This is a genomic window from Parabacteroides sp. CH2-D42-20 (assembly GCF_003670185.1).
In the GTDB taxonomy this organism is placed as follows: Bacteria; Bacteroidota; Bacteroidia; order Bacteroidales; family Tannerellaceae; genus Parabacteroides; species Parabacteroides distasonis.
The window spans coordinates 32736-58959 of record NZ_RAYG01000016.1; the positions used below are offsets into that span (position 1 = coordinate 32736).

A 26224-nucleotide genomic window follows, 5' to 3' on the forward strand; every position below is an offset into this window, starting at 1 on the left:
TGTTGGGATTATGTATTTTTGTCATCATAAGAATCTATAGGATGAAGCCTGATACGGAAAACATATATCAACGGAAAATCAATCAAGTAATTGATTATATCAATGCGAATTTGCATCTCCCTTTACGACTGGATATAATAGCCGGGCAAGTAAACGTGTCCGAGCGGCAGCTACTACGTATTATGAAAGGAGCCTTGAATGAGTCATTATATGCTTATGTGGCGAGGCAACGTGTAGAGCGAGCGGTTCTATATATGCATACGGAAGATATGAGTCTGGCAGATCTAGCGAGTCGGGTAGGCTATGATAACCCCCAATCTTTCTCGAAAGCGTTCAAGAAACAATTCAGCGTATCTCCGAAAGCTTATATGGATAAGTTGCGAGCACGTCTGAGAGAAGAGACCGAGAAGTGGAGTAATCCACACGATCTTGAAGTTGAGGTTTGTGAGGTAGATGATTTAGATTTGGTTTATATCCGGATTTTTGGAAAATATGGTGAGGCCGAACCCTATGAGGAGGCATGGAATCTGTTGATCGGATTCTTAAAAGAGAATCAAGCGTTATCAGAGGACACCCGCTTTATTGGTCTAAGTTTTGATGACCCGAACGTCACTCATCCGGACCAATGTCGTTTTTATGCTTGCGCTTCGGTCGGGAAGGAGATTATTCCATCAGGGATGTTCGGTACGATTCGTTTGCAGAAAGGAAAATATGCGGTTTATACCTTAAAAGGTAGTTATGCGGGATTACAAGAACTATATAATACTATAAATATAGATTTCAATTATACCAAACGGCATGGAATGGCGTTTGAGGAATATGTGAGTTATTCGGAAGAGGATGACGATACGCAAGTGACAAAGATTTATATACCAATAAAATAAATTAGTATGGAAACAAAATTTTGCCAAAGCTGCGGTATGCCGCTGCAAAAGAATGAGGAGTTAGGAACGAACCATGACGGAAGCAAGAATGAGGAATATTGTTGCTATTGTTATAAGGACGGGGCCTTCACGATGGACTGTACGATGGATCAGATGATCGATCATTGTGCCCAGTTTGTCGATGAGTTCAATAAAGATGCGGACTTTCATTATACGAAAGAGGAGGCCGTAGCGAATATGAAATTATTTTTCCCGACATTGAAGCGCTGGGCGGTACAATAAGCCTCTATAAAAAGCGTCTATCTGCGCTTCGGCTTGCTGGATTAGTTTCACTGGAATGCGGGGCTTCTTCTCGAAAAAGTCCATTTCTATTTGAATGGTGTTTTTTTTAATGGAGCGGCTCCAATTACCTATTATCTTTCCGTTATACAAGATAACCGGGTAGAAGGTGCCGAATCGGTTGAACGCTTTTGGATGATGTTCTAGCGGCAATACGTCCGTGCGGTTTTTGTAACTGATCAAGTATTCATCGAAGGCGGGGAGGAGACGCAGTACAGGTTCGCTCTCATTTTTTCCTTTCCATGATTGGTGGATGAAATATTCACGGGAATCGAACGTCTCGGTCATTAACTCCGCCTTGATCAGATTGATAGCGAGCCTACACTCGGTAGCGGTTAGCCCGGACCACCAAACAAAATCCTGTAACTGGGCAGGGGAGTGGCTTTGAAAATATCTGGATGCCAATCTCGCCAGAGCCTCTTCCCTGCAAAGTTCACGAGTAGGAGGGACACGTTCGTCCAATAAGGCGTAAGTCGTTTTCTTTCCTTTATCGATCCCGCTACAGACGATGCCTTCCACCTCACCCCATGTAAGGAAAAGGTTTACGTGATCTATGGTGGGCAAAATCCCGGATTTTTGCAATTCCGCCGTTACTTCTTGTTTGGTCAGGCTTTTGTATCCTTCCAGTATCTTTCCGATCTGATCTAGGCATCTTGTGAACAGCGTTTTTTCTATCTTCCCGAAATGTCCCTTGGCGTACGACATAACGGCAGCCTTGATACGCTCGGAAGATAGCATAAGCATCCAACGGATATCCTCGGCGGCCACGAAATGCCAAGTAGGACGCATCACATGGGTACGTAGAATATCACCTTTGTACAAAGCCTCATTTACCTTTTCAAGGGAAGAGGATCTCAAGCGAATACCGATCGCCCATTTGGCCATCTCATACTCCTGCGCCTGGATAGCGCCCATCCAAGAGACCAACTCTTTCGGGGACTCGAATCGGGGTTGTTCCAATTGTTGGCTAGCTACTCGTATATGTGTTATCATAATATATGAATATAAACGCAAATGTACGAAATAAAGCGTTAAACATCCCATAATCTTGAAGATATACTCATTCTTTTTGTACCTTCACGCTAGAAACAATTAGTGAAATTTATGACGATAGCGTATTTAAATGTGGCTACGGACCGGCAACACTTGGATATTCAAAGGGAAGAGATCTCTTCTTTTGCCGCGGCCAAAGATATCCATGTGGATAAATGGGTCATGGAAGTATCCGGAGAGAAAGCGAAACAGCCGGGACCAAAGTTAAAACTTGTTCTCGAACGCTTGAAGAAAGGGGATGCCTTGATCGTATCGGATATTACCCGTTTGTGTCTTACCTTATATGAGTTGATGGGGATACTTACCGTTTGCATGGAGAAGGACGTGACGGTCTATTGTATAAACGACCGTTATATATTCGATGACCGGATGGATCGCCAATTGATGATTAATGTCTTCAAGCAAGTAGACGAGATTGATCACAGTCTGGTTTCCATACGTACAAAAGACGCCTTGGAACAGGTGAAAAGTACGGGAAAGCGGTTGGGACGTCCTAAAGGCTCGGAATCCAAGTTGTTCTTCTTAGACGCCCATAAGGGGGAGATCATGAACATGTTGGAGCGGGGAGAATCGGTAGGATCGATTTGCGAGCATTTCAACGTCTCTAAGAATACTTTTTATAAGTATAGGAAGAAATTCTTCAGATCGTAAGGATTGGTTTTAATACCAATCCTTTCGTTTCATATATAGCCAAGTCAATACTCCGGTAGCTATCATGACGGCCCAAGCTATGAAATAACCGTAACGCCAATCCAATTCCGGCATTATCTTGAAGTTCATACCCCATACGCCCACCAAGAATGTCAAAGGGATGAAAAGGGTGGAGACAATCGTCAGCCGTTTCATGATGGCGTTCATCCTAAGATCGTTATTGGATATATAAAGATCGACAAGGGAAGAGGTGATTTCCCGGCAGCTTTCCGTTGTTTGGATAACGAATTGGAGTTGGTCTTGCAGGTCATTATAGATCGGCAGGATATCCGGGGTGATAATCCCGTTCTCTGTTCGTAATAGTTTTGAGAATTGATCTTTCAGCGGTAGGTTATTCTTACGGATAATCATGTACTCATGGCGGTGTTGTTGGATTAGGGAACCCATATTACCCTGATCGTTCTTAGGATCGAGCAAAGTCTCTTCTATATCCTCTAGTATCTCTTCTACCTTTGAGGCGGATTCTACTAAATTCGCTATGATGGTGTTTAGAAGGAAAGCGAGCAGCAATCCACTGCCTTTTTTCCGGATGTTCAGCATGTTGGATAGTAGCGCTTTATGAGCGGCCTCGAATACGGGGTTGTTGCTTTCCGTAAAAGTGATAACCGTATTGTTCGCTACCAGTATACTGATGTGCTCAGACCGCATCTCGTTATTGACATCGTAATAGCAGGAGTTTAATACGATAAGCATTCGTCCTTTGTATTCCTCTACCTTGACCACGTGTTGGGGAGTCAAGATATCCTTAGCGTCCAGATTATGCAGTCCGAAATCTTTTACGATACGGGTAATGGCATCCGCGTTGGTCAATCCGCTAACCTCGAACCAATTGATCTGATCCGGGTCGGATAGTTTGCTGAAAGAGGTGTCGGTTATCCGCACCTCTTTCGTATGCAAAGATTGTTCGTTGTATTGCGTGAGACGGATGCCGGTTGCTGTCTCATGTTCGCCGGCGTAATAATACTTGTCCGATAAATGCCGGTTGGATATATGTCTTCTCCTGTGTGTATATTCATTCCGTCTCATAATAAGGATCTCTTTTTAATCGAATTCAACAACGGTGATGCCGGCGCCTCCGAACTGCACATGCTCGTCTTGAAAACGACGGACACCGGGAACCGTGCGCAGATAATCCCGGATTAGCTGACGTAAGATACCCGTACCGGTTCCATGCAAGATACGAACCTTGCCTGCCCCGACTTGAATGGCGTCGTCGATAAAATAGGTCACGCTTTGCAATGCCTCATCGCCCCTCATTCCTCTCACATCGATTTCTTGCTTAAAGTTTATCTTCTTCTCATGCATATTGTCAGTGGTCTGGGAGCTGACGAACGTGCTTTTCTGGATTTCCCGTTTGATCTGGCCTTTGCTTACCTTTTCCAACTGCTCCAGCTTAACCGTGCTTTTGATCATCCCGAATGCTACTACGGCCTGCTTTCCTTGTAGTTCCATAACGGTTCCGGCGGAAACCTGCCCTTTAAGGCGTACATTGTCACCGACCTCTATCACCTCTTTATTAAATATCGGCTGGGCCGTCACTTTTTGTTTCTGTTTCTTCCGTTCATTCCGTTCCTTGAGCTTCGCCATCTTGCGTGCGATCTTATCGTCTTCTTCTTCGGTCGCCATTACGGAGTTCTTGAACTCTTCCAAGGCTTTGCGGGCCAGTTTGGTCTGTTCTTTTTCCGCTTGGGCCTCCTTGATCTCACGGACGGTATTCTCGATCTTGGCGTTAGCCTCCGCTAGAATACGTTGGGCCTCGGCCTTTGCCTCCCGGATGATCTCTTTCCGTTGCTTGTTTACGGCTTCCAAGTCTTGTTCATAACGAGAAGTGACATCTTCCAGTTTTTTCTCCTGCTGACGGATATTCTGCCGTTTGCTTTCCCAGTACCGTTTATCGCGTACGATATCTTGCAGGTATTTGTCCATATTGATATAATCCGCTCCGACGTTCGCGGAAGCGTCGGCTATCACGTCCTCGGGCAGACCGATCTTGCGTGCGATCTCTACGGCAAAAGAGCTACCCGGATTTCCGATAGAAAGCTTGAACAAGGGCTGCATCAAATGGCGGTCGTACAACATGGCACCGTTTACGATACCTTCCGTATCCTCGGCGAAATGCTTCAAATTCTGGTAGTGGGTCGTGATTACCCCAAAGCTATGATTCCGGTTGAAGCGATCCAATAAAGCCTCGGCGATAGCGCCGCCAATCTGGGGTTCCGTACCGCTACCGAACTCATCGATTAGGATAATGGTCCGCTCGTTACAATTCTTCACGAAATACTTCATGTTGGTAAGGTGGGAACTGTAGGTACTCAAATCGTTCTCGATGCTTTGCTCATCGCCTATATCGATGAATATATGCTCGAAGATCCCGGTTCTTGATCGCTCATGCAAAGGAATCAATAAACCACATTGCAACATGTATTGAAGTAATCCGACCGTTTTCAGGCAAACGGATTTACCACCGGCGTTCGGACCGGATATGATCAAGATCCGTTTTCCCTCGGTCAGCTCGATATCGAGGGGAACTACCTGCTTGCCCTGTTTCTGTAAAGACAGGAATAAGAGCGGATGCACGGCACGTACCCAATCCATTTGTCGCTTATCCTCCACGATCGGCTTGATCGCCTTGACTTGCTCCGCGAATAACGCTTTCGCACGAATGAAGTCAATGTCGGCAAGAAACTCGTAAGATTGTAGGATATCCGGAGCTAAAGGACGGATCACGTTCGTGAATTCCGTCAGTATCTTAATGATTTCCCGGCGTTCTTCCCCTTCCAGTTCCCGGATGCGGTTATTCGCTTCCACGACCACCTCCGGCTCTATAAAGACCGTCTTGCCACTGGCGGACTCATCATGTACGATACCTTTTATCTTTCGTTTGAAGGCCGGGGCTACCGGGATCATCAAACGACCGTCGCGCATGGTCGGTGTCACGTCCTTATCGACAACCCCGTCCGATTGTGCCGCACGGAGGATGGATTGCAGGCTGCGGGAAATACCGCTCATCGTGATCGTCATTTCCCTGCGGATTTGCGATAGGGTGGAGGAAGCACTGTCCTTGACCTTGCCGAATTTATCGAGGATACTATCGATCTTTCCAATCAATTGGGGGAAGACAAAGATATCTCCCGCCAATTCAGTCAAGGCCGGATACTTGATTTCCTCATCGTCCATAGGCTTGAAGAAGCGTACGATGTCATTGATCGTTTGCAAGGAACGTTTGAGGTCGAACAACTCCCGTTCATCCAGCCAAGTACCTTCCGGCCGAATCCGTTTCAAGGAATAGCGCACGTCGAAGAAATAACTGGCGGGGAATTCCGTGTCTCCGTGTAGGATACGGATAAACTCATCGGTTTGTTCCAATCGCTTGGATACGACCTCGAAATCGGCGGAGAATCCCATCTCCGCTACCCGCTCTTCCCCGAGCGGGCTTAAACATTTTTCTGTGATTAAGTGACGGATCTTATCAAAGCCCGTCTTTTGTTCAAAATTTTGTGGATATATCACGTGTTTGTAAAATCTTTATTTGATCTCTACCGTCACTTCAGAGCGAATGGTAGGACGGATAATTACTTCTAATTTTGTCTTGCCACGCTTTATATTAAATGTACAGGCGTTGTTGCCGGACGGATTAATATAAGGGGCGAAATAGTATAAATAAGAGAACGCCGGCAAGTAATCGGAGCTTTGCGACGCATCCGCTATTTGGGGATATTTGAATACGTCCCAGAACATGCAATACTTGAAACCGTTCGCGTCCGTAAACATCGTCTTCGGATCACGATATTGCATCGTGTTCGTGATAAAGCGTTTGTAGGCGGATGAGAACTCCTCTGCCGAATGATCCATCTTATGGCGGCCGATCTTTTCTATAATGTCACGGGGACGGATGCCTGCCGCATAAGCGGGAGAGTTACGATCTACGTCAACCACTTGATCCAATTTATCGATATCGTAGCTGATCCCCGTATAATTATAGGTCTTCTTGCTCACCTTGAACGGTACGTTACGTCCGTATTTCGTGTATGGGTATTGCATACACATCAACGGGACATGCACCCGGGCGTATTCGTCTAAACGATAAGAGTCTTCCAGCAACTCGTTCGCCTCACATTCCCAGAGTACACGTCCGGGGATATCTTTTTGATCGATGATACGGATACCGAATTGCAACAGATATTCGGCTTCCGCTTCGGCGGCGGCGTAATTCAAGAACGGGAATTTCTCCATCTTACTGTGCGAGAAGTTGTACCGGTAAGTCGGTTCTTTTTCTACCAATACTTTATTCGCTCCCAGATAGTTCGGGTTCTTATCGAAGAAATAGAAAGTCTGTATCAATAAATCCGGCTTTGCGATATCAACCGTAAGTCCTTTTTTGGTCAACTCGTTCTCGATGCATTCGTTGATGACCGTTTCCAGTTTACGGTTATTCTCGTCGATGGTCGAGAAGGCGAATGTCTTGAAGTTACCGAAATCTACGCCGTCGGATGTGACGGTAGTCTTGAACGGGCATACGAATTCTTGCTCATTGGTTGTCTCCAAGCTATACATCGCATAGGCGGACGCCAGCTGGTCTTCCGTGATGGCGTTACTTTTCTTGCAGTCCTTCTTTACCAATACTTGTTTAGAAGGAGAGGAAAGGTTGCTGATAGTCAATAGGACATCGTTTCTTCCGGCGGGATTCAGCAGTTGAGGGATCTCGTCGACAGATACCTCCGTCACGGGTACCCCGTTGATCTCCTCGATCACGTCATATTTCTTAATACCTGCTTGCTCGGCGGATGAATAAGGGATGATACTTTTAATGACCGGCTTGTTGTTTCCCCAGTTCTTGCTCTGGCTGATATCGTATGTGAAGCCTAGTCGGCAGATGGATGTATTCCTGTTTTGGGCGGAAACCGTACAGACCGCCAATACTAATAGCAACGTTGATAAAATCACACTTCTCATCATATTCTGGAATTTTATTTACTCTAAAAATACCTGTTTCGTTTAAAACATAGGCAAAGGTAAAGATATTTTTGATGTGGTGGAATAGTTGGCAATATATTTGCTGCTATAATAGTGTATGAACTTGATATGGATGCTGTGTATATACTTTTTAAGGGTATTTATGTGGTACCGTATTTCGCTTACAATTAGTTAGTAATGAAAAAAATCAGATAGATTATGAGCAAGATGAATCCAAACGAGAAAAAAGAAAACGCTTCAAAAAACGAAAACGTGAATAATGAGGAAGCGACAAATTTGCAGGAAGAACAGTCAAATGCGGCAGATGAAACTGCCGGCTCTGACAATGTGTCGGGCGAGGTGGAAGCCTTGCAGAAGAAATATAACGAATTGAACGATTCCCACCTGCGTTTGATGGCGGAGTTTGACAATTACCGTAAACGTACGATGCGTGAGAAGGCCGATTTGATCAAGACTGGCGGCGAGGGTGCGTTAAAGAACCTTCTTCCTATTATCGACGATTTCGAGCGTGCCTTGCAGAACGTCCGTGCGGCGGAGGATGTAGAGGCCGTTAAAGAAGGCGTGGACTTGATTTTCGGTAAGTTCATGGGCTATCTGTCTCAGCAGGGCGTGAAGCCGATCGAGGCCATAGGCAAGCCGTTCGATACGGAGGAGTTTGAGGCTATCGCTACGATTCCCGCTCCGGAACCGGACATGAAGGGCAAGGTATTGGATTGTGTACAAACTGGATATACCTTATTTGACAAGGTAATACGTCACGCTAAAGTAGTAGTGGGAGAATAATCGGAAAATCGGCAAATAACAAATACAAGGATGGCTAAAAGGGATTACTATGAAGTGCTGGGCGTTGAGAAGAATGCTTCGGCGGATGAGATAAAGAAAGCGTACCGTAAGAAGGCGATACAATTCCACCCGGATAAGAACCCGGGCGATAAGCAAGCGGAGGAGAACTTTAAGGAGGCGGCTGAGGCATACGACGTGTTGAGCGATCCGCAAAAGCGTCAGCGTTATGATCAATTCGGTCATGCGGGTGTCGGTGGGGCTTCACAAGGTGGCGGCTTCGGTGGCGGAATGTCCATGGAGGATATCTTCTCCCAGTTCGGCGACATCTTTGGTGGACATTTTGGCGGTTTCGGAGGCTTCGGTGGTTTCGGCGGTTCTCGTGGAGGACGCCGTGTGAACCGTGGATCGGATTTGCGTGTGAAGGTGAAGCTGAACCTGAAAGAGATCGCTAACGGCGTGGAAAAGAAGATCAAGGTGAAGAAGTATGTGCCTTGTTCACATTGTCACGGTAGCGGGGCGGAAGGCTCGGAGGGTGTGAAGACGTGTGATACGTGTAAAGGTAGCGGTGTCGTTACCCGTATCGCCAACACGATCCTAGGGCAGATGCAGACGCAGACGACTTGCCCTACTTGTGGTGGCGAGGGCAAGATCGTTGTCAAGAAATGTACGGAGTGTAACGGTGAGGGCGTCGTTCGCGACGATGAGATTATCACGATCAATATCCCTGCCGGTGTAGCCGAGGGCATGCAGCTCTCCATGAATGGTAAAGGCAACGCCGCACGACATGGTGGAATCAACGGTGACTTATTGATCCTTATCGAGGAGGAACCTCATCCGGAGTTGATTCGTGATGAGAACGATCTGTTATACAACCTCCTGCTGAGTGTTCCGCAAGCAGCCTTGGGAGCCACGGTAGAGGTCCCGACCATCGACGGAAAGGCGAAATTGAAGATCGAGCCGGGTACGCAGCCGGGCAAGGTGCTCCGTTTGCGTAATAAAGGACTCCCTTCCATCAATAGTTATGGTACGGGCGATCTGTTGGTGAACGTGAGTGTATATATCCCCGAGACTTTGTCGTCTACGGAGAAAGAGACGCTGAACGGATTGGAGAATTCACCGAACTTCCAGCCTAATAAGACGATGAAAGAGAAAATCTTCAGTAAGTTTAAGCACTTCTTTGATTAACGAATAGGAAAGACTACTGTGTTCGTGTGAGAACACTATAGTATTCGTGGATAAACACAGTAGTGTTTGGAAATGAATACTATAGTGTTTATCGCCGGAATATGGTAGTCTTTTTTCATAAGTCCTAAAATGAGTATCCTATGAGAATATATACCCGTGGAGGAGATAAAGGAAAAACCGGCATACATGGCGGTGAGCGTGTCGATAAGGATGACATCCGTATCGAGGCGAATGGGACGTTGGATGAGTTGAACGCCGAGATCGGCATTGTCCGTACGTTGCTGTCTCCCGATCATGAATGGCAGGTGTTGCTGGGTAGGATACAGCGTGAGATGATGGCCGTGATGTCTCATGTGGCGACACCATCGGCGATCCGTGATCAGAATCCGAATCCGCTTCCCGATGATTTGACCGTCTTTTGTGAGTCCCATATCGATGATCTATCCGCCCAGATGGAGGATAACGGGTATTTTATCCTTCCGGGAGGCACACCTGTTTCGGCGCACCTCCAATTGGCCCGTACGATCACCCGCAGGGCCGAACGCCGCTTGTGGACATTGAATCGGAAAGACCCGGTTCCTGCCGGGATCATGGCGTTCGTGAATCGTTTATCGGATCTGTTCTTTACGATGGCACGTTATGACATGTTTCGTCAAGGGAACGCCGAGGAACGTTGGCAATCCTTCCTGTATAAGCGGAAAAATAAATCCTAGAGGGCGATATCTTGCCATTTGCCTTTCACGAGCTCACGGGTGGACTTGAAGCCGGCTTGCTTTAGCAACTCAAAAACCTCCTTGCGACCGTCGTTCACCAAATCCGGATAATGGCAATCGGAGTTCACCATGACAGGGATATTCATTTTCCGCATCCGTGATAGGTATTCCACACGGGGATAAAGCTCTTTTTTCTTGGTCCAGTTCTTGGTGTTGACCTCTACCATCAATTCTTTCTCCTGAACCAGATCCAGACAAGCCTCAAAAGGCTTCCGATACCAATCCTCCTCAAAATTGAAGATCTCGTATTTCTGTCCGTTCATATAGATCTTGTCGATATGTCCGACGATATCGATGCCTCCGGCCTCTATCATTTTCATCGTGGTATCGAAGAAACGCTTGACAAGCAACCGGACATCTCCCTCGAAATGCCGCTCCACGGAGTGGGCGTATTCCCTGAATGAGCCGTCTATACAGACCATGTTCTCTTCGGCCAGACGCTCTGATACGGGCAGGAAATGGATGGAACCGATCCGGTAGTCCAAGGGCAACTCTTGGAAATAGGGGATCGAGGCGTTATAGGTCTCGTCCAGATAATCAATCTCCAGACCGGCATATATTTCCAGTTGATCGCTGTATTTCTGTTTCAGTCGTTTTATCTCTTGCAGATACTCCGGCATATCGTCTTTAGACATATTCCAGAAAGTCTCGAACGGAAGCGGCGAGTGGGAGGAAAAACCGTACGCACGGAACCCGTGTGTTATGGCGAATCTCACGAAATCCTCCGGAATACTTCTTCCATCACAAAAAGTACAATGACTATGGTAGTTACTGAGTTGCATGATTGTTCTTAGTGATTAAAAAGCCACATCCAGATCATCTTGCCCGGATGTGGCCTTGTATGATGAATGAGAGAGGTGTTATTTGATAACGCCTAGCTCTTTTCCTACCTTGATAAACGCTGCGATAGCCTTGTCCAAATGCTCAGTCTCGTGGCCGGCGGACAATTGTACACGGATACGAGCTTGTCCCTTCGGTACTACCGGGTAATAAAAACCGGTTACGTAAATACCCTCTTCCTGCATCTTGGCGGCGAAATCTTGAGACAACTTAGCGTCGTACAACATAACGGCACAGATAGCGGATTGAGTCGGCTTGATATCGAAACCGGCTGCCAGCATCTTGTCGCGGAAGTAACTTACGTTGTTCATTAATTTCGTATGTAAAGCGTCGCTTTCCTTCAACATCTTGAACATCTCCAAGCTTGCGCCTACGATGGCCGGAGCCACGGAGTTAGAGAACAAGTAGGGGCGAGAACGCTGGCGTAACATATCGATAATCTCCTTCTTTCCGGTCGTGAAGCCACCCATGGCACCACCGAACGCCTTACCCAGCGTACCCGTGAAGATATCTACACGTCCGTAAACATCAAACTGCTCGGCTACGCCATGACCCGTCGGGCCTACGACACCGGCAGAGTGAGACTCGTCCACCATAACCAATGCGTCATATTTCTCGGCAAGCTCGCAAATCTTGTCCATCGGAGCGACATTGCCGTCCATGGAGAACACGCCGTCCGTGGCGATGATACGGTGACGTTGGGCCTGCGCCTCTTGTAGGCAACGCTCCAAGTCCGCCATATCGGCGTTAGCGTAGCGATAACGTTTCGCCTTGCATAAACGAACACCGTCGATGATAGAGGCGTGGTTCAAGGCATCCGAGATGATAGCGTCTTCCTCGCCGAACAATGGCTCGAACAAACCACCGTTAGCGTCGAAACATGCGGCGTAAAGGATCGTGTCCTCAGTCTTGAAATAGTCGGAGATGGCTGCTTCCAATTGCTTGTGCAAATCCTGCGTTCCACAGATGAAACGAACGGACGACATGCCATAACCGTGTGTATCCATGGCTTCTTTCGCGGCCTTGATCAGTCGTTGGTTATCGGACAGGCCAAGATAGTTGTTGGCGCAGAAGTTTAAAACATCACTTCCGGCATTTACTTTGATGTCGGCTCTCTGCGGCGTAGTAATGATACGCTCGTTCTTGTATAAACCAGCGGCTTTGATGCCTTCAAGTTCATTTGTCAAGAATTCTTTAAGTTTTCCGTACATAAAAACTTCGTTTTTTATTAGTATTTAGATGTGAGTAGTAGCTTCGTTGTCAAAGCGACAGACAAAGGTCTGTTTTTTTTTTGAATTTTAATACTAAAAAAGAGAAGAAATTCATGTCTAAACTGTTTTATTCTCTATACCTTTGCCGACGGAAAAAAACTTAAATCTCATTAAACGCGATGAAGAATGTATTAGTAATTGGTTCTACCGGTCAGATCGGATCAGAGTTAACCATGAAATTAAGAAGTATCTACGGTGGGAACATAGTAGCGGGTTATATCCCGGGTGCGGAACCTAAAGGCGAGTTGTTAGAATCGGGACCTTCCGCTATCGTGGATATCACGAACGAGCAGCAGATCGCTGAGACGGTATCAAAATATAATATTGATACGATCTACAACTTGGCGGCTCTTTTGTCGGCTGTAGCCGAGGCTAAACCTCAGTTGGCGTGGAAGATCGGAATGGGGGGCTTGTTCAATGTGCTTGAGGTGGCCCGTGAGATGCACTGCGCCGTATTTACGCCGAGCTCTATTGGCGTTTTCGGTAACAATACCCCGAAAGACAAGACTCCTCAAGATACGATCCGTAATCCTCGTACGATGTACGGCGTGACGAAGGTATCCGGTGAGTTGTTAAGCGATTATTATAATATCCGTTTCGGCGTGGACACACGTTCGGTTCGGTTCCCCGGATTGATCTCTTACGTAACACCTCCGGGTGGTGGTACGACGGATTACGCTGTCGATATTTACTATTCGGCCGCTAAGGGCGAGAAATTCGTTTGCCCGATCGCAGCCGGTACTTTCATGGATATGATGTACATGCCGGACGGCTTGCGTGCCGCTATCGAGATTATGGAGGCGGATTCTACGAAGTTCGTTCACCGTAACTCTTTTAACATTGCCTCGATGAGTTTCGATCCGGAGATCATCTTTAATAATATCAAGAAATATATGCCTGAATTCCAGATGGAGTATGAGGTAGATCCTTTGCGTCAGGCTATCGCCGAGTCGTGGCCGAACTCCTTGGATGACACTTGCGCCCGCCAAGAGTGGGGCTGGAAGCCGGAGTATGATTTGGATGCCATGACAAAAGACATGTTAGCTAAATTGAAAGAACGTTTCAATAAATAAGAGTGATGTTGTAGCCATGATTGTTTGTGGATAGAGGGGCCGGGGTATCATCAGGGGTGGATGATCCCCGGCTCTATTTTTTACCGCCGCTATTTCAATAAATCCGGTCGGAGGCGTGCCGTACGCTCTTGGGCTTGTTGCAAGCGCCATTCTTCGATCTTGCGCTGGTGCCCGGATAATAGTACCTCGGGTACTTTCCAACCTTTGTAATCGGCGGGACGTGTATAAACAGGCGGGGCCAGTAAGTCATCTTGGAAGGAGTCGGAGAGGGCGCTTTGCTCGTCGCCGATCGCTCCCGGTATCAAGCGTACCACGGCGTCGGTTATGATAGCGGCGGCCAGCTCTCCTCCGGTAAGGACATAGTCTCCTACGGATATCTCTTTCGTTATCAAATGCTCACGGATACGATAGTCGATTCCTTTATAGTGCCCGCAGAGGATAATCATATTATTTAGTAAAGACATGCTGTTGGCCATGGGCTGGTTGAGTGTCTCGCCATCCGGGGAGGTATAGATTACCTCGTCATATTCCCGTTCGCTTTTCAACGCTGAGATCGCCCGGTCTATCGGTTCGATCTGCATCACCATTCCGGCCTCTCCTCCGAACGGATAATCATCCACCCGCCTCCATTTATTAGTGGTGTAATCCCGTAGGTTATGTAAATGAATCTCTGCTAATCCTTTATCTTGCGCCCTCTTGACGATAGAGCAATTAATCATCCCCTCGATCATCTCGGGAAGTACGGTAAGTATATCTATACGCATAAAAAATAGTTGTAACGTTAAAACCTCCCGCAAAGGTACATCTTTATTCTGACTCATCGTAAAGTGAGTCTCTATTATCTATGATTCGTGATAGAAAATTAAGAATGAATGAAACGCATGCGTTGGCGCAGTTAAGAGTTCGTAGAAGTTCATGAGGATATTTTTGTATCGTTTGAATTATTATTCGTACTTTTGTCCGTCAATTCGGCGGCTATCAATAGAGGCCGTCTCTTTAGAGAATAAATTTTATAGCGATGAATATATCTTACAATTGGCTGAAAGAGTATCTTGATTTCGATCTGGAGCCAGAAGAAGTTGCTGCGGCGCTTACCTCTATCGGTTTGGAAACCGGTGGAGTAGAGGAAGTTCAAACCATTAAGGGCGGACTTGAGGGACTGGTTATCGGTGAAGTGTTAACTTGTGAGGAACACCCGAATTCTGACCATTTACATATTACGACCGTAAATGTAGGTGGCGAGGCTCCTTTACAAATCGTATGCGGTGCCCCGAACGTGGCTGCCGGACAGAAAGTGGTCGTAGCCGTGAACGGTACGAAACTGTACGACGGTGACGAATGCTTTACCATCAAGAGATCCAAGATCCGTGGCGTTGAGTCCAACGGTATGATTTGCGCCGAGGACGAGATCGGTATCGGTACCGACCATAACGGTATTATCGTACTTCCCGCCGATGCTGTTGTAGGTACGTTAGCTAAAGATTATTATAATGTAAAGAGCGACTACGTGCTGGAGGTGGATATCACCCCGAACCGTGTAGACGCTACTTCCCATTTCGGTGTCGCCCGTGACTTGGCCGCTTATTTGAAGCAAAACGGCAAGCCCGCCGAATTGAGACGTCCTTCGGTAGACGCTTTCAAGATTGACGACGAGACACCGGGCGTAGAGGTCGTGGTAGAGAATACGGAGGCTTGTCCCCGTTATTCCGGTGTTACGATCAAGGGCGTTACGGTGAAGGAGAGCCCGGAGTGGTTACAAAACCGTTTGCGTGTGATCGGCCTTCGTCCCATCAATAACGTAGTGGATATAACGAACTTTATCCTGCATGAGTTAGGGCAGCCTTTACACTCTTTTGACGCGGGTAAGATCAAAGGAAATAAAGTGATTGTCAAGGCGGCCGAGGCTGGTACGAAATTCGTCACGTTGGATGGCGTGGAGCGTACGTTGACCGATCGTGACTTGATGATTTGTAACGTCGAGGAACCGATGTGTATCGGTGGCGTGTTCGGCGGTTTGGATTCCGGCGTGACGGAGGAGACCACCGACGTATTCTTGGAATCCGCTTGTTTTCATCCGACGTGGATTCGCAAGACCGCTCGTCGTTTTGGCTTGAATACGGACGCTTCTTTCCGCTTCGAGCGTGGTTTGGATCCGAACAATACGATGTATGTATTGAAACGTGCCGCCTTGTTGATACAAGAGTTGGCGGGAGGTAAGATCACGGGTGCCGTACAGGATGTTTATCCTACCGTGGCGGAACCGTATACGGTTGAGGTGACTTACGAGAAGATCAATACGTTGATCGGTAAGGATATTCCGGTAGAAACCGTGAAAAGTATCTTGGCAAGCCTTGAGATGGAGATCATATCCGAGACTGCCGAGGGCTTGACTTTGCATGTTCCCGTATATCGTATCGATGTGCAGCGTGATGTAGACGTGATCGAGGACATTCTTCGTATCTACGGATATAATAACGTGGAGTTCAGCGATAACGTGAAGTCCAATTTAAGTTACCAGACTCCTACGGATCGTAGCTGGAAATTGCAGAACTTGATCTCGGAGCAACTTTGCGGTTGTGGTTTCAACGAGATCATGAACAATTCCTTGACACGCTCCGCTTATTATACGGATCTGTCTGTTTATCCGGAAGCGCATTGTGTCATGTTGATGAACCCGTTAAGCGCTGATTTGAACTGCATGCGTCAGACCTTGTTGTTCGGAGGCTTGGAGAGCATCGAGCATAACATGAAGCGTAAGAATGGCAATGTCCGTTTCTATGAGTTTGGTAATTGCTATGATTATAATATCGATAACAAGAAGGAAGATGAGACCTTGGCGCAGTTCAGCGAGGATTACCGTCTAGGCATCTGGGTAGCCGGCAACCGGGTGGAGAACAACTGGGCGCATCCGGACGAGAAATCTTCCGTTTATGAGTTGAAGGCTTACGTAGAGAATATCTTAGCCCGCTTGGGCGTGGATATGAAACGGGTTATTTTCGGTAACTTGACGAATGATATCTATTCTTCGGGCCTAAGCATCACGACCGGTTCCGGACGTCAATTGGGTACGATGGGTATCGTAAGCAAGAAACTTCGTAAGATGCTGGATATTGATATGGAGGTTTATTACGCTGAGTTGTCGTGGACCCAATTGATGAAGGAGATCAAGAAGGCGAAAGTAACCTTCTCCGAGATTTCCAAGTTCCCGGCCGTTAAACGTGACTTGGCGTTGTTGCTTGATAAGAGCGTACAGTTTAGCGAGGTTGAGAAAATCGCTAAGGATAGCGATCGCAAGCTATTGAAGGAAGTATCTCTGTTCGACGTTTACGAGGGCAAGAACCTTCCGGCGGGCAAGAAGTCGTATGCCGTAAGCTTCTTCATGCAAGATGAGAGCAAGACTTTGAACGATAAGCAGATCGACGCTATCATGAAGAAGATCCAGACGAATCTGGAACAAAAGCTAGGTGCTCAATTGAGATAAGAATTTAATTACATAAAATAAAGATAAACTGATAAACATATGGGAAGAGCGTTTGAGTTTCGTAAAGCGAGAAAGTTTAAGCGTTGGGGCAATATGGCCCGTGTATTCACGAAGTTAGGTAAGGAAATCACGATCGCGGCAAAACAAGGTGGGCCGGAGCCTGAGAATAATCCTCGTTTACGTGTGTTGATGCAGAACGCCAAAAAGGAGAATATGCCGAAGGAGAACGTGGAGCGTGCCATTAAACGTGCCGTATCCAAGGATTTCACGGATTATAAGGAGATGAACTATGAGGGATATGGTCCTTTCGGTATCGCTATCTTCGTTGAGACCGCTACGGATAATACGACTCGTACGGTAGCCAACGTTCGTAGTTATTTCAATAAGAACGGTGGTTCTCTGGGAACATCCGGTAGCTTGGAGTTCTTGTTCGATCATAAATGCGTATTCCATATCGCTAAAAAAGAGGATCTTTCTTTAGAAGACCTAGAGCTGGAGTTGATCGACTTCGGTGTAGATGAGGTTGAGGAAGACGAGGACGAGGTTGTTCTTTATGGTGAGTTCGCGCAGAATTCGGCGATCCAGAAATATTTGGAGGAGAATGGTTTCGAGATCTTGAGTAGTGAGTTCGTACGTATTCCGAACGATTTGAAGGAGGTTACTCCGGAACAGCGTGAGTCTATCGAGAAGATTATCGAGAAATTAGAGGAAGACGAAGACGTTCAAAACGTATTCCATAATATGAAGGAAGACGATTCTGAGGAGGAATAACGTACGCTTATACGTAAAATAGTATACTTTATCCGTAAAAAAGCGACATCGAGGCAAATTCGATGTCGCTTTTTCTTTTTTACAACGAATGTTTCATGTTTTTTATTTATTTTTGTGAGTCTAGGGTGAATAACAATTTAACTTATATGGTGAAAATGAAAAGACTATTTCTTCTTTGTGCGTTCGTGAGCATGTTTGCGACGTGTAATTTTATCTCAGCTCAAAAGGAGTTAGGGATTTTCAATTCTGTTTCGGCAGGAGTGGGTGTTGGTTTGACGGGTGTAGATGTGGAGGTCGCTACTCCTATTACGCCTTATCTGGCGTTGAGAGGTGGTCTTACCTTTATGCCGGGTTTCAGCATTAATACGGACGTGGATGTAGATGTTAACGATCCGCGAGCAGGTGTGTATAATGATACATACTCCATGGATGTCAAAGGTAGCTTGAAACGTACTTCCGGACAGTTGTTGGTGAATGTTTACCCGTTTCCTCACGCTTCTTCGTTCTTCGTTGCGGCCGGCGCCTATTTCGGTGGTTCTTCCTTGGTGAAGATAGAAGGGCATAGTGATAAGCTGAAAGACCTGATCGCCCAAGGAGAAAGTGCGGGCATAGTTATCGGTGATTATACGATTCCGGTGGATAATAACGGTAATGTATCCGGTGGATTGAAAGTGTCCGGTTTTCGTCCTTATCTAGGTCTTGGATTCGGTCGTGCGGTTCCTAAGAAACGGGTTGGCGTGATGTTTGAGCTGGGTGTGCAATTCCATGGTAAACCGGAGGTGTATACGGATTCAGGGGATGTAAAGGACTTGTTGAATGAGATAGACGAGGATGATACCTTTACGAAGATCATGGACAAGCTAACGGTTTATCCGGTCATGAAGATTCGTATTTGCGGAAGAATATTTTGATTGTCAAAGATAGTATAAGCTAAGAGTGGCGTTAATAATACGATGCCACTCTTTTTTTATGGCTAAACTTTCATTTATTTTGTTTATTTTTATGCGCTGTTAGGGTCATAATTTTGATAAAAATAACTTTATATGAAAAACAAACATTTGGTGATGCTATTGCTATCATCTTGCTGTTTAGCGGCATGTGTGGATAGTAAGTATGATTTAAGCGATGTCAATACGGACGATGCGGTAATGGGTGAGTCTTGGGTAGCTCCCCTCGGTACGGGTTATGTAACGTCGGATGATGTTGTGAATGTAGAGAAAGTCCCTTCCATTCGGGAAGTCGACGGGGCTTACGTCATGATCTATGATGGAGAGATGAAGATTAAGGGGAAAAGCTTACGGGCCGCCTCTGATAAAGTGGAGATCGCCTCGGAAGATATAACGACTGGGGATATCGGTGGCTTGTTCGATGGCGATTTCGTTTTGGCGTTAACGAACCCCCACATTACGTTAAAGTCGAATGTAAAGAATGCCTCTTTGGATTGTAGCTTGTCTATCGAGGCTGAGAACGCAAGTAAAAAGGAGGCTACTTCCTCTGATTTTACCTTGTCAACGGTGTCTCCTAATATTTGGATCGGCCCTCTTGATCCGAAGACGGATGCTTTTAAGTTTGTCAAGAACGAGAAGTTACCGGGAATCGTACAGATTGTTCCTCAAAAAATACATTTGTCTTTGTCCACTGATAGTAAACAATGGGCGAACGCTCCTATGGATGCCTTGAGCGAGTTACGTTATGCGGTAGAGCTTCCGTTGACTCCGGCACCGGAATTTAGCGCCGTATCCGTCGAGCGGATCGAGGACGCTTTTGATGAGGATTTCGTAGACTATATTTTCTCGGACGGAAGTGCGAGGATCTATGGAGAGGTTACGAACGAGATGCCGTTCGATATGTCTATCGAGATGGTGATCATGGATGAGAACAATGTACCGGTAGATATCCAATTCCCGGCACAAGAGGTAAAAGGACAATCCGGAGAGGTTATCTTCGAGATCACGAAGGAGGATATGCCGAAAATGAAGGACGCGCGTCATATAGACCTGAATTTACATTTAACGGGTAGAGATCAAGGCGAGGCTTTGAAGAAAGGCCAGAAAACGACCTTCAACTTGAAACTCAAGAAAGAAGGCGGTATTTCTCTTTGATCCCAGTACTAACCATTTAAATTACGAAAAAGAAAGATGAATACTATATATAATATGTATAAGAGAGGTCTGTGCGCTTTATGTTTATTGACCACTGTGGGGATGTCGGTATCCGCCCAGCAAATACGAACTTCTTACTTCATGCAATCCTCTACGGCACGCACGACGATGAATCCGGCGTATCGTCCCGAGAGAGGCTATGTCTCCATTCCGGTATTAGGCGCGGTTGGCGCTTCGTATGGTACGAACGGAATAGCTGTGGATAATTTTATTTATCCGAAGAATGGTGAGACCGTTACGTTCATGGATAACTCCGTGAATACCGAGTCTTTCCTGAATGGCTTGAAGGACGAGAACCAGGTAAACATGGATTTTGGCACGCAGGTTCTATCCGGTGGCTGGTACGCCGGCAAGGGATTTTGGACGGTTGATGTTTCTATCAAGGGATTGGCGAATATTCGTGCTCCGAAGACATTGTTCGAGTTCATGAAAAAGGGTAATGGATCTCAGAGTACCTATGATATTCGTAATATCAGGGCGTACGCCGAGGCTTATTTGGAAACAGGTGTAGGATATTCTCGTCCTATCACGGATAAGTTGACAGTCGGAGGTAAGGTTAAATTGTTATGGGGCGTAGGTTCTATGGACGCTACGATCGATCAGATGCATGCTGAGATGGGAGAGACTAGCTGGAAAGTTACCTCTACCGGCACCTTGCAGACGAATATGAAAGGCTTGGTCCCGGAAATGGAAGTAGACGAGCAAGGCCGTGATTATTATAATAGCTTTGATTTCGATTCTCCGGGTCTTAGCGGTTTCGGTATGGGAGTGGACTTGGGTGCTACGTACCAATTGACCGAGAATATCATGTTATCCGCCGCTGTCCTTGATTTAGGTTTTATCAGCTGGAGCAAGGGAGGTAGCACGCTAGGTAAGTTGGATGGAACTTTCGACTTTAACGGCTTTGATCTGGCTATTGGCGAGAATAACGGTGATATACCGAGCATGGGCGATCAGTTTGACGCTATCAAGGAAGATTTCGAGAACTTGCTTCATTTCAAGAAAGAGGGTGAGTCCGGAAGCACTACCCGTCTTCGTTCGACAATCAATATCGGTGGCGAGTACCGTTTGCTGGAAAACAAGTTAGGTATCGGTTTATTGTCGAGCACTCGTCTTTATTCCCCGAAAGCCTATACGGAACTGACATTGTCCGGTAATTACCGTCCGGTGAAATGGTTTGAGGCTACGCTGAGCTACTCATTTATCCATAGTAAGTTCAAGACGTATGGTATCGCCTTGAATTTCTCACCGTCTTGGATCAATTTCTTTATTGGATCGGATTATATGTTGACAAAGGTAACTCCACAATGCTTACCGGTAAGCGGTAACGCCATGAATCTTTACATGGGAGTAAGTGTTCCTTTGAAATCATTCGCTAATTAATAGGGAATACTCAGAATAGAGTCTGTATCATAAAGGAAAAGGCTGTCCGGGTTATATACCCAGACAGTCTTTTCTTTTTTATTAGGCTCGTTTTAAACTACTTTTTATCGATCTCTTTCAGTAATTCTTGTACCGCTGTTCTCAATTGCGTATCTTCCCCTTTGACAACAGTTTCCGGAGAATTAGCGACTTTAACATCCGGTTCCAGCTGTGTGTTCTCTAAGTAACTACCGTCCGACAGGCGATAACCGGTAATAGGTGTGCCGAATATCAGCGTCGGATCTTGCAGGGTTTCCCAAGAGACGGTAGTCATTGTTCCCGGTACGGGCATACCTACCAGACGTCCGATCTGTTGGTGCTTATAAACCCACGGGGTTCCATGTGCGTTACTATAATTAGCCTCGCATTGCAACATGATGGAAGGTTTATTCCAGCGGCGGCTAGGCATATCGCAAGCCTCTCGGCCACGTGTCACTTGGGTGAGGTATTTCTCTCCGCTGAACAAGATCTCGATATCCTCGTGCAAGCGCCCACCACCATTAAAGCGGGTGTCAATGACGATTCCCTCCCGGTCGTTATATTTACCTAGGATATCGGAGTAGACAGAGCGGAAACTAGGATCTCCCATGGATTGGATATGGACGTATCCCAATCGTCCGTTCGACCATTTATCCACGTCGGCGGCACGTTGTTTCACCCAGCGGGTATAAAGTAAGTTATTTAACTCACCGTTACTGATAGGCAAGACTACCTCTTCCCAGCGTTCCTTGGTTTGTGGATCGTAGAGGGAAACTAAGGTCTTCTTTTTGGCCTTATTGTTTAATAGCTTGGAGTAATCCATATCCGGGGTTATTTCCTGTCCGTCTATTTTCTCCATGATGGTACCGGCTTTCACTTTGGAACGTGCGTGATCGAACGGGCCTTTTTCCACTACCTCAGCGATTAATAAACCTTTGCCGCTATGGTGCCAATCGAAAAGTAGGCCTAGGTTGGCGGTAACATTGCCGCTTGTTTGCGGACGGAAGCGTCCTCCGGTGTGAGAGACGTTGAGTTCTCCCAGATATTCGCTTAGCAACTCCGCAAAGTCATAGTTATTATTAATATGTGGCAGGAATTTACGGTAGGCGGCGGTCATAGCGTCCCAATTTACGCCGTGCATATTCACGTTGTAGAACCGTTTTTGCTCTTGTTTATAGACATGGTCGAACATATACTCACGTTCGGCGGCCAAGTCCATTTTCAAGTTTGCTTGGTAATTGATCGGCGTTAGTTTCTCCGATCCCATATCCATCTTTTGCATGGAGTTGCTACCCAGCAAGAACAGGTTCTTACCTTCCTTATCCATTTCCATGTTCGCCCATCCGGTATTCATCTTGTGGAGTAACTTGGTCTCTTTCTTGCGCAAGTCCATTTTCCACAGGTCGTATTTGTCTTCGAAAGCCGAGAAATAATATAAGGTCTCGCCATTCTTCGAGATGACGGCGCTACCCATTTCGGAGGAATTAGGAGTAAGACGTAGGATACGATCTTGGATTCCTTTCAGTTCCACTACGATATCCTTGGGCTTTTCGTCTTTCTTTTCATCGGCTTTATCTTCTTTTTTCTTGTCGTTGGTTTTGTCCCCGGCTACCTCTTTCTGCTCCTTTTCCAGTTCCTTTTGCAACTCATAATCCTCTTTGCTCAAGCGGAATTTATCATAAGCGTCTTGATTCATGAATACCAGCATGGCATCATTCAAGGAACCCCATGAGGCATGCGCACGCATTCCGTAACGCTCGGTGGTGAATAAGATGGCGTTTCCATCCAGTACCCATTGCGGGGAGGTGCTGGTGTAACCGCTATTGGTCAGGTTGGTGATCTCCCCGCCTTGCGCGCTAACCAAGCCGATATCCGAATAAGGATCGTGCTTGTTTCCGATAAACCGGAGCGTGAACCATTTACCGTCCGGCGACCATGAGTAATCGAAACCGCCGGCTGTGCTATACCATGTGGAGCCATCCGTGACTTGGCGTACTTTCTTCGTCTCAAGGTTGACTACCATCAGCCGCATACGATCTTCTATGAAAGCGAGTTCCTTGCCATCCGGTGAGAATTGAGGATAATTACGCTCTACGGTTTTAGAAGGTAAGAGAACTTCCTCTTCGATAATCGTTGCGTTCGGGAAATTGGCTTCTTCCTTACGTGCGATCTTAGCCAAGTAAAGTTGCCAGTTACCACCACGCTCGCTAGCATAAGCCAAGGTACGGTTATCCGGCGAGAAGCATACGCCTGTTTCGGCGGCCGGGGTATGGGTGATTTGCTTGGTCGTGTTGTAATCGGCCGAGGTGACGAATACCTCACCTCTTAGGGTGAAGGCGATCTGCTCGCCATCGGGGGATACGGTAGCGGAGGTTGCTCCTTTGCTGGAATTCAGATCGGCGATTTGCTCTTGATCGTCACGTATCAAGTCGATCCGTACTTTCTGCGGATTGCTTCCCGGACGTTGTGTATAGATCTCGCCATCGTATGTGTAGCACAATGTCTGGTCGCTACCTGTAGAGAGGAAACGTACGGGATGTGTCTTGAACTTAGTAACCGCCGTTATAGATTGTGGGGTGTTGAGAGGGAATGAATATACATTGAAAGACCCTTCGTTGCGTTCGCTCAGAAAGTAAACCGTCTGTCCATCCGGGGTAAATACGGCGTTCCGGTCTTCTCCCGCATGGTCAGTCAAATTGGTATGTTTTCCTGTTTGCGTATCGTACATCCATATATCCCGGGTAACGGATGAGGTATGATGTTTACGCCATTCATCCTCGAAGCCCTTACGATCTTGGTATAAGAATGTCTTTCCGGATTTATCGAAGCAAACCATCTCGGCGGGTGTTCCCAATACTTGCTCCGTGCGTCCGCCACCAACCGGCACTTTATAGAGTTCCGTCATGGCCGAGGTCGGGAATAAGGCGCTCTGTGCCGGATCTTGTATGGATGCGGAGAAGAGTACGTATTTGCCGTCGGGAGTAAAGGCCGATGGAATCTCGGAGGCGGAATGAGTGGTGAGGCACTGTGCCGTTCCACCGTTGGAGGGCATTACGAATAAATCGAAATTGCCGTTACGATCGCTGGCGAAAGCGATTTGTTTTCCGTCCGGAGACCAGATTGGCGTGCATTCATACGATGCTTGGGTGGTAAGTTGTGTCGCTGTTCCTCCTTTGGCCGGTACTTTATAGATATCTCCTTTGTAACAAAACGCTATCTCTGTTCCATCAGGAGAAATTTGTACATCACGCATCCACAAAGGGGTTACAGCGTAGCTGGTAGTCGCAAAGCCCAAGGCAATGCAGGTTAAAAGTTTTTTCATGTACTTAATGCTTTTTTAGAATGGTACGAAGATACATATTATTTTGTACCCATCAGTCTGCTCTCTATTGAAATATTAACTGGATTTACCCTTTCAATTTCACGATAAATAACACGAGGCTTTCCCCTTGGGCCTGTGCGGGGAAAGTATTTCGCAGATCCTCTCCGGATTTGCTGAAACAATAGGAATGGCAATAGGGATCGATAGGGTCCATTCGTCGCACATTACCGGTTTGATAAAAATTATCTTTTAATCCTTCTTTTACCTGCCAGCATCGTTCTTTCTCCGTATCATAACAGAAGGTGTAATTTTTGGACTCATCCTCTGCGTTATAGTAAGTAGATACCCAGAAACGGCTACCCATGCGGATCGGTAGCAAAGGAAGTGTATTCTTTCCGGCAAGGTTCTCCAAGGCTTGGCTTTGCCGCTTTTGCTTAATATATAAAGTGTCCCGTAATAAGTTCCCGGGTTGATAGGAGGGGGCGTAGGCATAAACCGTTCCGCTTCCGGGCTCCACGGCTACTTCCGGGGCGAGACAACCGATCGGGCATGCGGAACGTTCCAGATCGACCGGACGGATCGTATGAGATTGTAATTTATGGAAAGAGGAATCGTATTCAACGATCTGTTTCTCAATCGTGGCGGTTTGCCCTGCCGTATCCCCATGAACACATTCCTCGGTGGTAAATATCCGGTTATTGTGCATGGATATGGATAGCATATGCCTATTCTCCGGAAGGTCGCATTTCAGTTTCTTGCGGGTAAGGAGATCACCATTGAATGAGTAATAGAAAATATCGTCCGTGTTTCCAAGTACGATCAGCTGCTGGTTGGCCGGGTTCACTACATACCCCGCTACCCGTATGTCATCCGGATGGGTGATGCGACAGATAAATTCTCCCTTGCGATTGAAACGGTAAAGCGTCTCATTGCTGATAAGGAATAGGTTGTCTCCCTCTTGACGGATATACTTGGCCTCCTTGATCGAATGCGTCCCTGAGTCCTGTAATGGAATGGCGATTACCTCATCCGCGATGTCAGACAAGGCTCCGGTAGGGTTGCTCCGGATCGATTCATTCGAGATTAACAGGTTATAGGCTTGCTTTCCGCAAACCAATAGAACAAGTAGTAATAAATATGTAAAGGTTCTTTTCATATCACCGCTAAATTAAAGAAGGATAAACCTTTTTATGATTTTTAC

21 protein-coding genes are annotated in these 26224 nt (G+C 46.6%); 12 read left to right on the forward strand and 9 right to left on the reverse strand.

Annotated elements, in window-relative coordinates; genetic code table 11:
- The first annotated feature begins 41 nt into the window (after nt 1-41).
- Together D7V92_RS11230 and D7V92_RS11235 are read left to right on the forward strand one after the other, a co-directional pair.
- On the forward strand, nt 42-884 hold the full coding sequence (locus tag D7V92_RS11230; protein WP_008772069.1) for a GyrI-like domain-containing protein: 843 nt from the start codon (nt 42-44) through the stop codon (nt 882-884).
- Between the two features lie 6 nt (nt 885-890).
- Nucleotides 891-1166, forward strand: a complete 276-nt coding sequence (locus tag D7V92_RS11235; RefSeq protein WP_048927351.1) for a zinc ribbon domain-containing protein — start codon at nt 891-893, stop codon at nt 1164-1166.
- On the opposite strand, the gene D7V92_RS11240 is transcribed toward D7V92_RS11235, so the two are convergent.
- Nucleotides 1128-2216 (reverse strand): winged helix DNA-binding domain-containing protein, encoded by a 1089-nt coding sequence (locus D7V92_RS11240; protein WP_048927483.1) that lies wholly within the window; start codon nt 2214-2216, stop codon nt 1128-1130. The two genes, D7V92_RS11235 and D7V92_RS11240, sit on opposite strands and share 39 nt — an antisense overlap.
- 111 nt (nt 2217-2327) lie before the next feature.
- On the opposite strand from D7V92_RS11240, the gene D7V92_RS11245 reads away from it, so the two are divergent.
- Nucleotides 2328-2927: a recombinase family protein gene (locus D7V92_RS11245; RefSeq protein WP_005856646.1), complete on the forward strand. Its 600-nt coding sequence runs from the start codon at nt 2328-2330 to the stop codon at nt 2925-2927.
- A 9-nt stretch (nt 2928-2936) separates the two neighbouring features.
- Here the strand turns inward: D7V92_RS11245 and corA are convergent, their stop codons facing one another.
- From corA to D7V92_RS11260, 3 genes are read right to left on the reverse strand one after another with little or no spacing between them, the layout of a single operon-like run.
- Nucleotides 2937-4013: a magnesium/cobalt transporter CorA gene (corA, locus tag D7V92_RS11250; RefSeq protein WP_121772899.1), complete on the reverse strand. Its 1077-nt coding sequence runs from the start codon at nt 4011-4013 to the stop codon at nt 2937-2939.
- 15 nt (nt 4014-4028) lie between these two features.
- Nucleotides 4029-6497: an endonuclease MutS2 gene (locus D7V92_RS11255; protein ID WP_008772073.1), complete on the reverse strand. Its 2469-nt coding sequence runs from the start codon at nt 6495-6497 to the stop codon at nt 4029-4031.
- Nucleotides 6498-6512: 15 nt separating this feature from the next.
- Entirely contained in the window at nt 6513-7943 is a 1431-nt protein-coding gene (locus tag D7V92_RS11260) for a DUF4136 domain-containing protein (protein ID WP_005856652.1), read from the reverse strand.
- Nucleotides 7944-8159: 216 nt separating this feature from the next.
- Here D7V92_RS11260 and D7V92_RS11265 point away from each other — a divergent pair, with 216 nt between their 5' ends.
- The 3 genes from D7V92_RS11265 (at nt 8160) to D7V92_RS11275 (ending at nt 10642) form a co-directional block, all read left to right on the forward strand.
- On the forward strand, nt 8160-8744 hold the full coding sequence (locus tag D7V92_RS11265; RefSeq protein ID WP_057317297.1) for a nucleotide exchange factor GrpE: 585 nt from the start codon (nt 8160-8162) through the stop codon (nt 8742-8744).
- Between the two features lie 30 nt (nt 8745-8774).
- Nucleotides 8775-9929 (forward strand): molecular chaperone DnaJ, encoded by a 1155-nt coding sequence (gene dnaJ, locus D7V92_RS11270; protein ID WP_005856657.1) that lies wholly within the window; start codon nt 8775-8777, stop codon nt 9927-9929.
- 140 nt (nt 9930-10069) lie between these two features.
- Nucleotides 10070-10642, forward strand: a complete 573-nt coding sequence (locus tag D7V92_RS11275) for a cob(I)yrinic acid a,c-diamide adenosyltransferase (protein WP_022192115.1) — start codon at nt 10070-10072, stop codon at nt 10640-10642.
- On the opposite strand, the gene D7V92_RS11280 is transcribed toward D7V92_RS11275, so the two are convergent.
- Nucleotides 10639-11484: a histidinol-phosphatase gene (locus D7V92_RS11280; protein WP_005856662.1), complete on the reverse strand. Its 846-nt coding sequence runs from the start codon at nt 11482-11484 to the stop codon at nt 10639-10641. The two genes, D7V92_RS11275 and D7V92_RS11280, sit on opposite strands and share 4 nt — an antisense overlap.
- A 78-nt stretch (nt 11485-11562) precedes the next feature.
- Nucleotides 11563-12753 carry a glycine C-acetyltransferase gene (gene kbl, locus D7V92_RS11285; RefSeq protein WP_005856664.1) on the reverse strand — a complete coding sequence of 397 codons (1191 nt, stop codon included), beginning with the start codon at nt 12751-12753 and terminating at the stop codon, nt 11563-11565.
- Nucleotides 12754-12932: 179 nt separating this feature from the next.
- On the opposite strand from kbl, the gene D7V92_RS11290 reads away from it, so the two are divergent.
- Nucleotides 12933-13886 (forward strand): NAD-dependent epimerase/dehydratase family protein, encoded by a 954-nt coding sequence (locus tag D7V92_RS11290; RefSeq protein WP_005856666.1) that lies wholly within the window; start codon nt 12933-12935, stop codon nt 13884-13886.
- 89 nt (nt 13887-13975) lie between these two features.
- On the opposite strand, the gene trmD is transcribed toward D7V92_RS11290, so the two are convergent.
- Nucleotides 13976-14650: a tRNA (guanosine(37)-N1)-methyltransferase TrmD gene (gene trmD, locus D7V92_RS11295; protein ID WP_008772076.1), complete on the reverse strand. Its 675-nt coding sequence runs from the start codon at nt 14648-14650 to the stop codon at nt 13976-13978.
- 254 nt (nt 14651-14904) lie between these two features.
- On the opposite strand from trmD, the gene pheT reads away from it, so the two are divergent.
- From pheT to D7V92_RS11320, 5 genes are all read left to right on the forward strand, one after another.
- Complete coding sequence (gene pheT / locus D7V92_RS11300) at nt 14905-17367, forward strand: phenylalanine--tRNA ligase subunit beta (RefSeq protein ID WP_121772900.1); 2463 nt, start codon at nt 14905-14907, stop codon at nt 17365-17367.
- 39 nt (nt 17368-17406) lie between these two features.
- Nucleotides 17407-18138 carry a YebC/PmpR family DNA-binding transcriptional regulator gene (locus D7V92_RS11305; protein WP_005856672.1) on the forward strand — a complete coding sequence of 244 codons (732 nt, stop codon included), beginning with the start codon at nt 17407-17409 and terminating at the stop codon, nt 18136-18138.
- Nucleotides 18139-18284: 146 nt separating this feature from the next.
- Nucleotides 18285-19049: a hypothetical protein gene (locus D7V92_RS11310; RefSeq protein WP_005856675.1), complete on the forward strand. Its 765-nt coding sequence runs from the start codon at nt 18285-18287 to the stop codon at nt 19047-19049.
- A 132-nt stretch (nt 19050-19181) separates the two neighbouring features.
- Nucleotides 19182-20240, forward strand: coding sequence for a DUF4621 domain-containing protein (locus D7V92_RS11315; RefSeq protein ID WP_121772901.1), 1059 nt, complete (start codon nt 19182-19184; stop codon nt 20238-20240).
- Between the two features lie 36 nt (nt 20241-20276).
- Nucleotides 20277-21683 (forward strand): DUF5723 family protein, encoded by a 1407-nt coding sequence (locus D7V92_RS11320; protein WP_005862097.1) that lies wholly within the window; start codon nt 20277-20279, stop codon nt 21681-21683.
- A 97-nt stretch (nt 21684-21780) separates the two neighbouring features.
- On the opposite strand, the gene D7V92_RS11325 is transcribed toward D7V92_RS11320, so the two are convergent.
- Complete coding sequence (locus tag D7V92_RS11325) at nt 21781-25023, reverse strand: S41 family peptidase (RefSeq protein WP_121772902.1); 3243 nt, start codon at nt 25021-25023, stop codon at nt 21781-21783.
- Between the two features lie 85 nt (nt 25024-25108).
- A complete protein-coding gene (locus D7V92_RS11330; protein ID WP_121772903.1) occupies nt 25109-26179 on the reverse strand; it encodes a 6-bladed beta-propeller in 1071 nt (356 codons plus the stop codon).
- Nucleotides 26180-26224 lie beyond the last annotated feature (45 nt).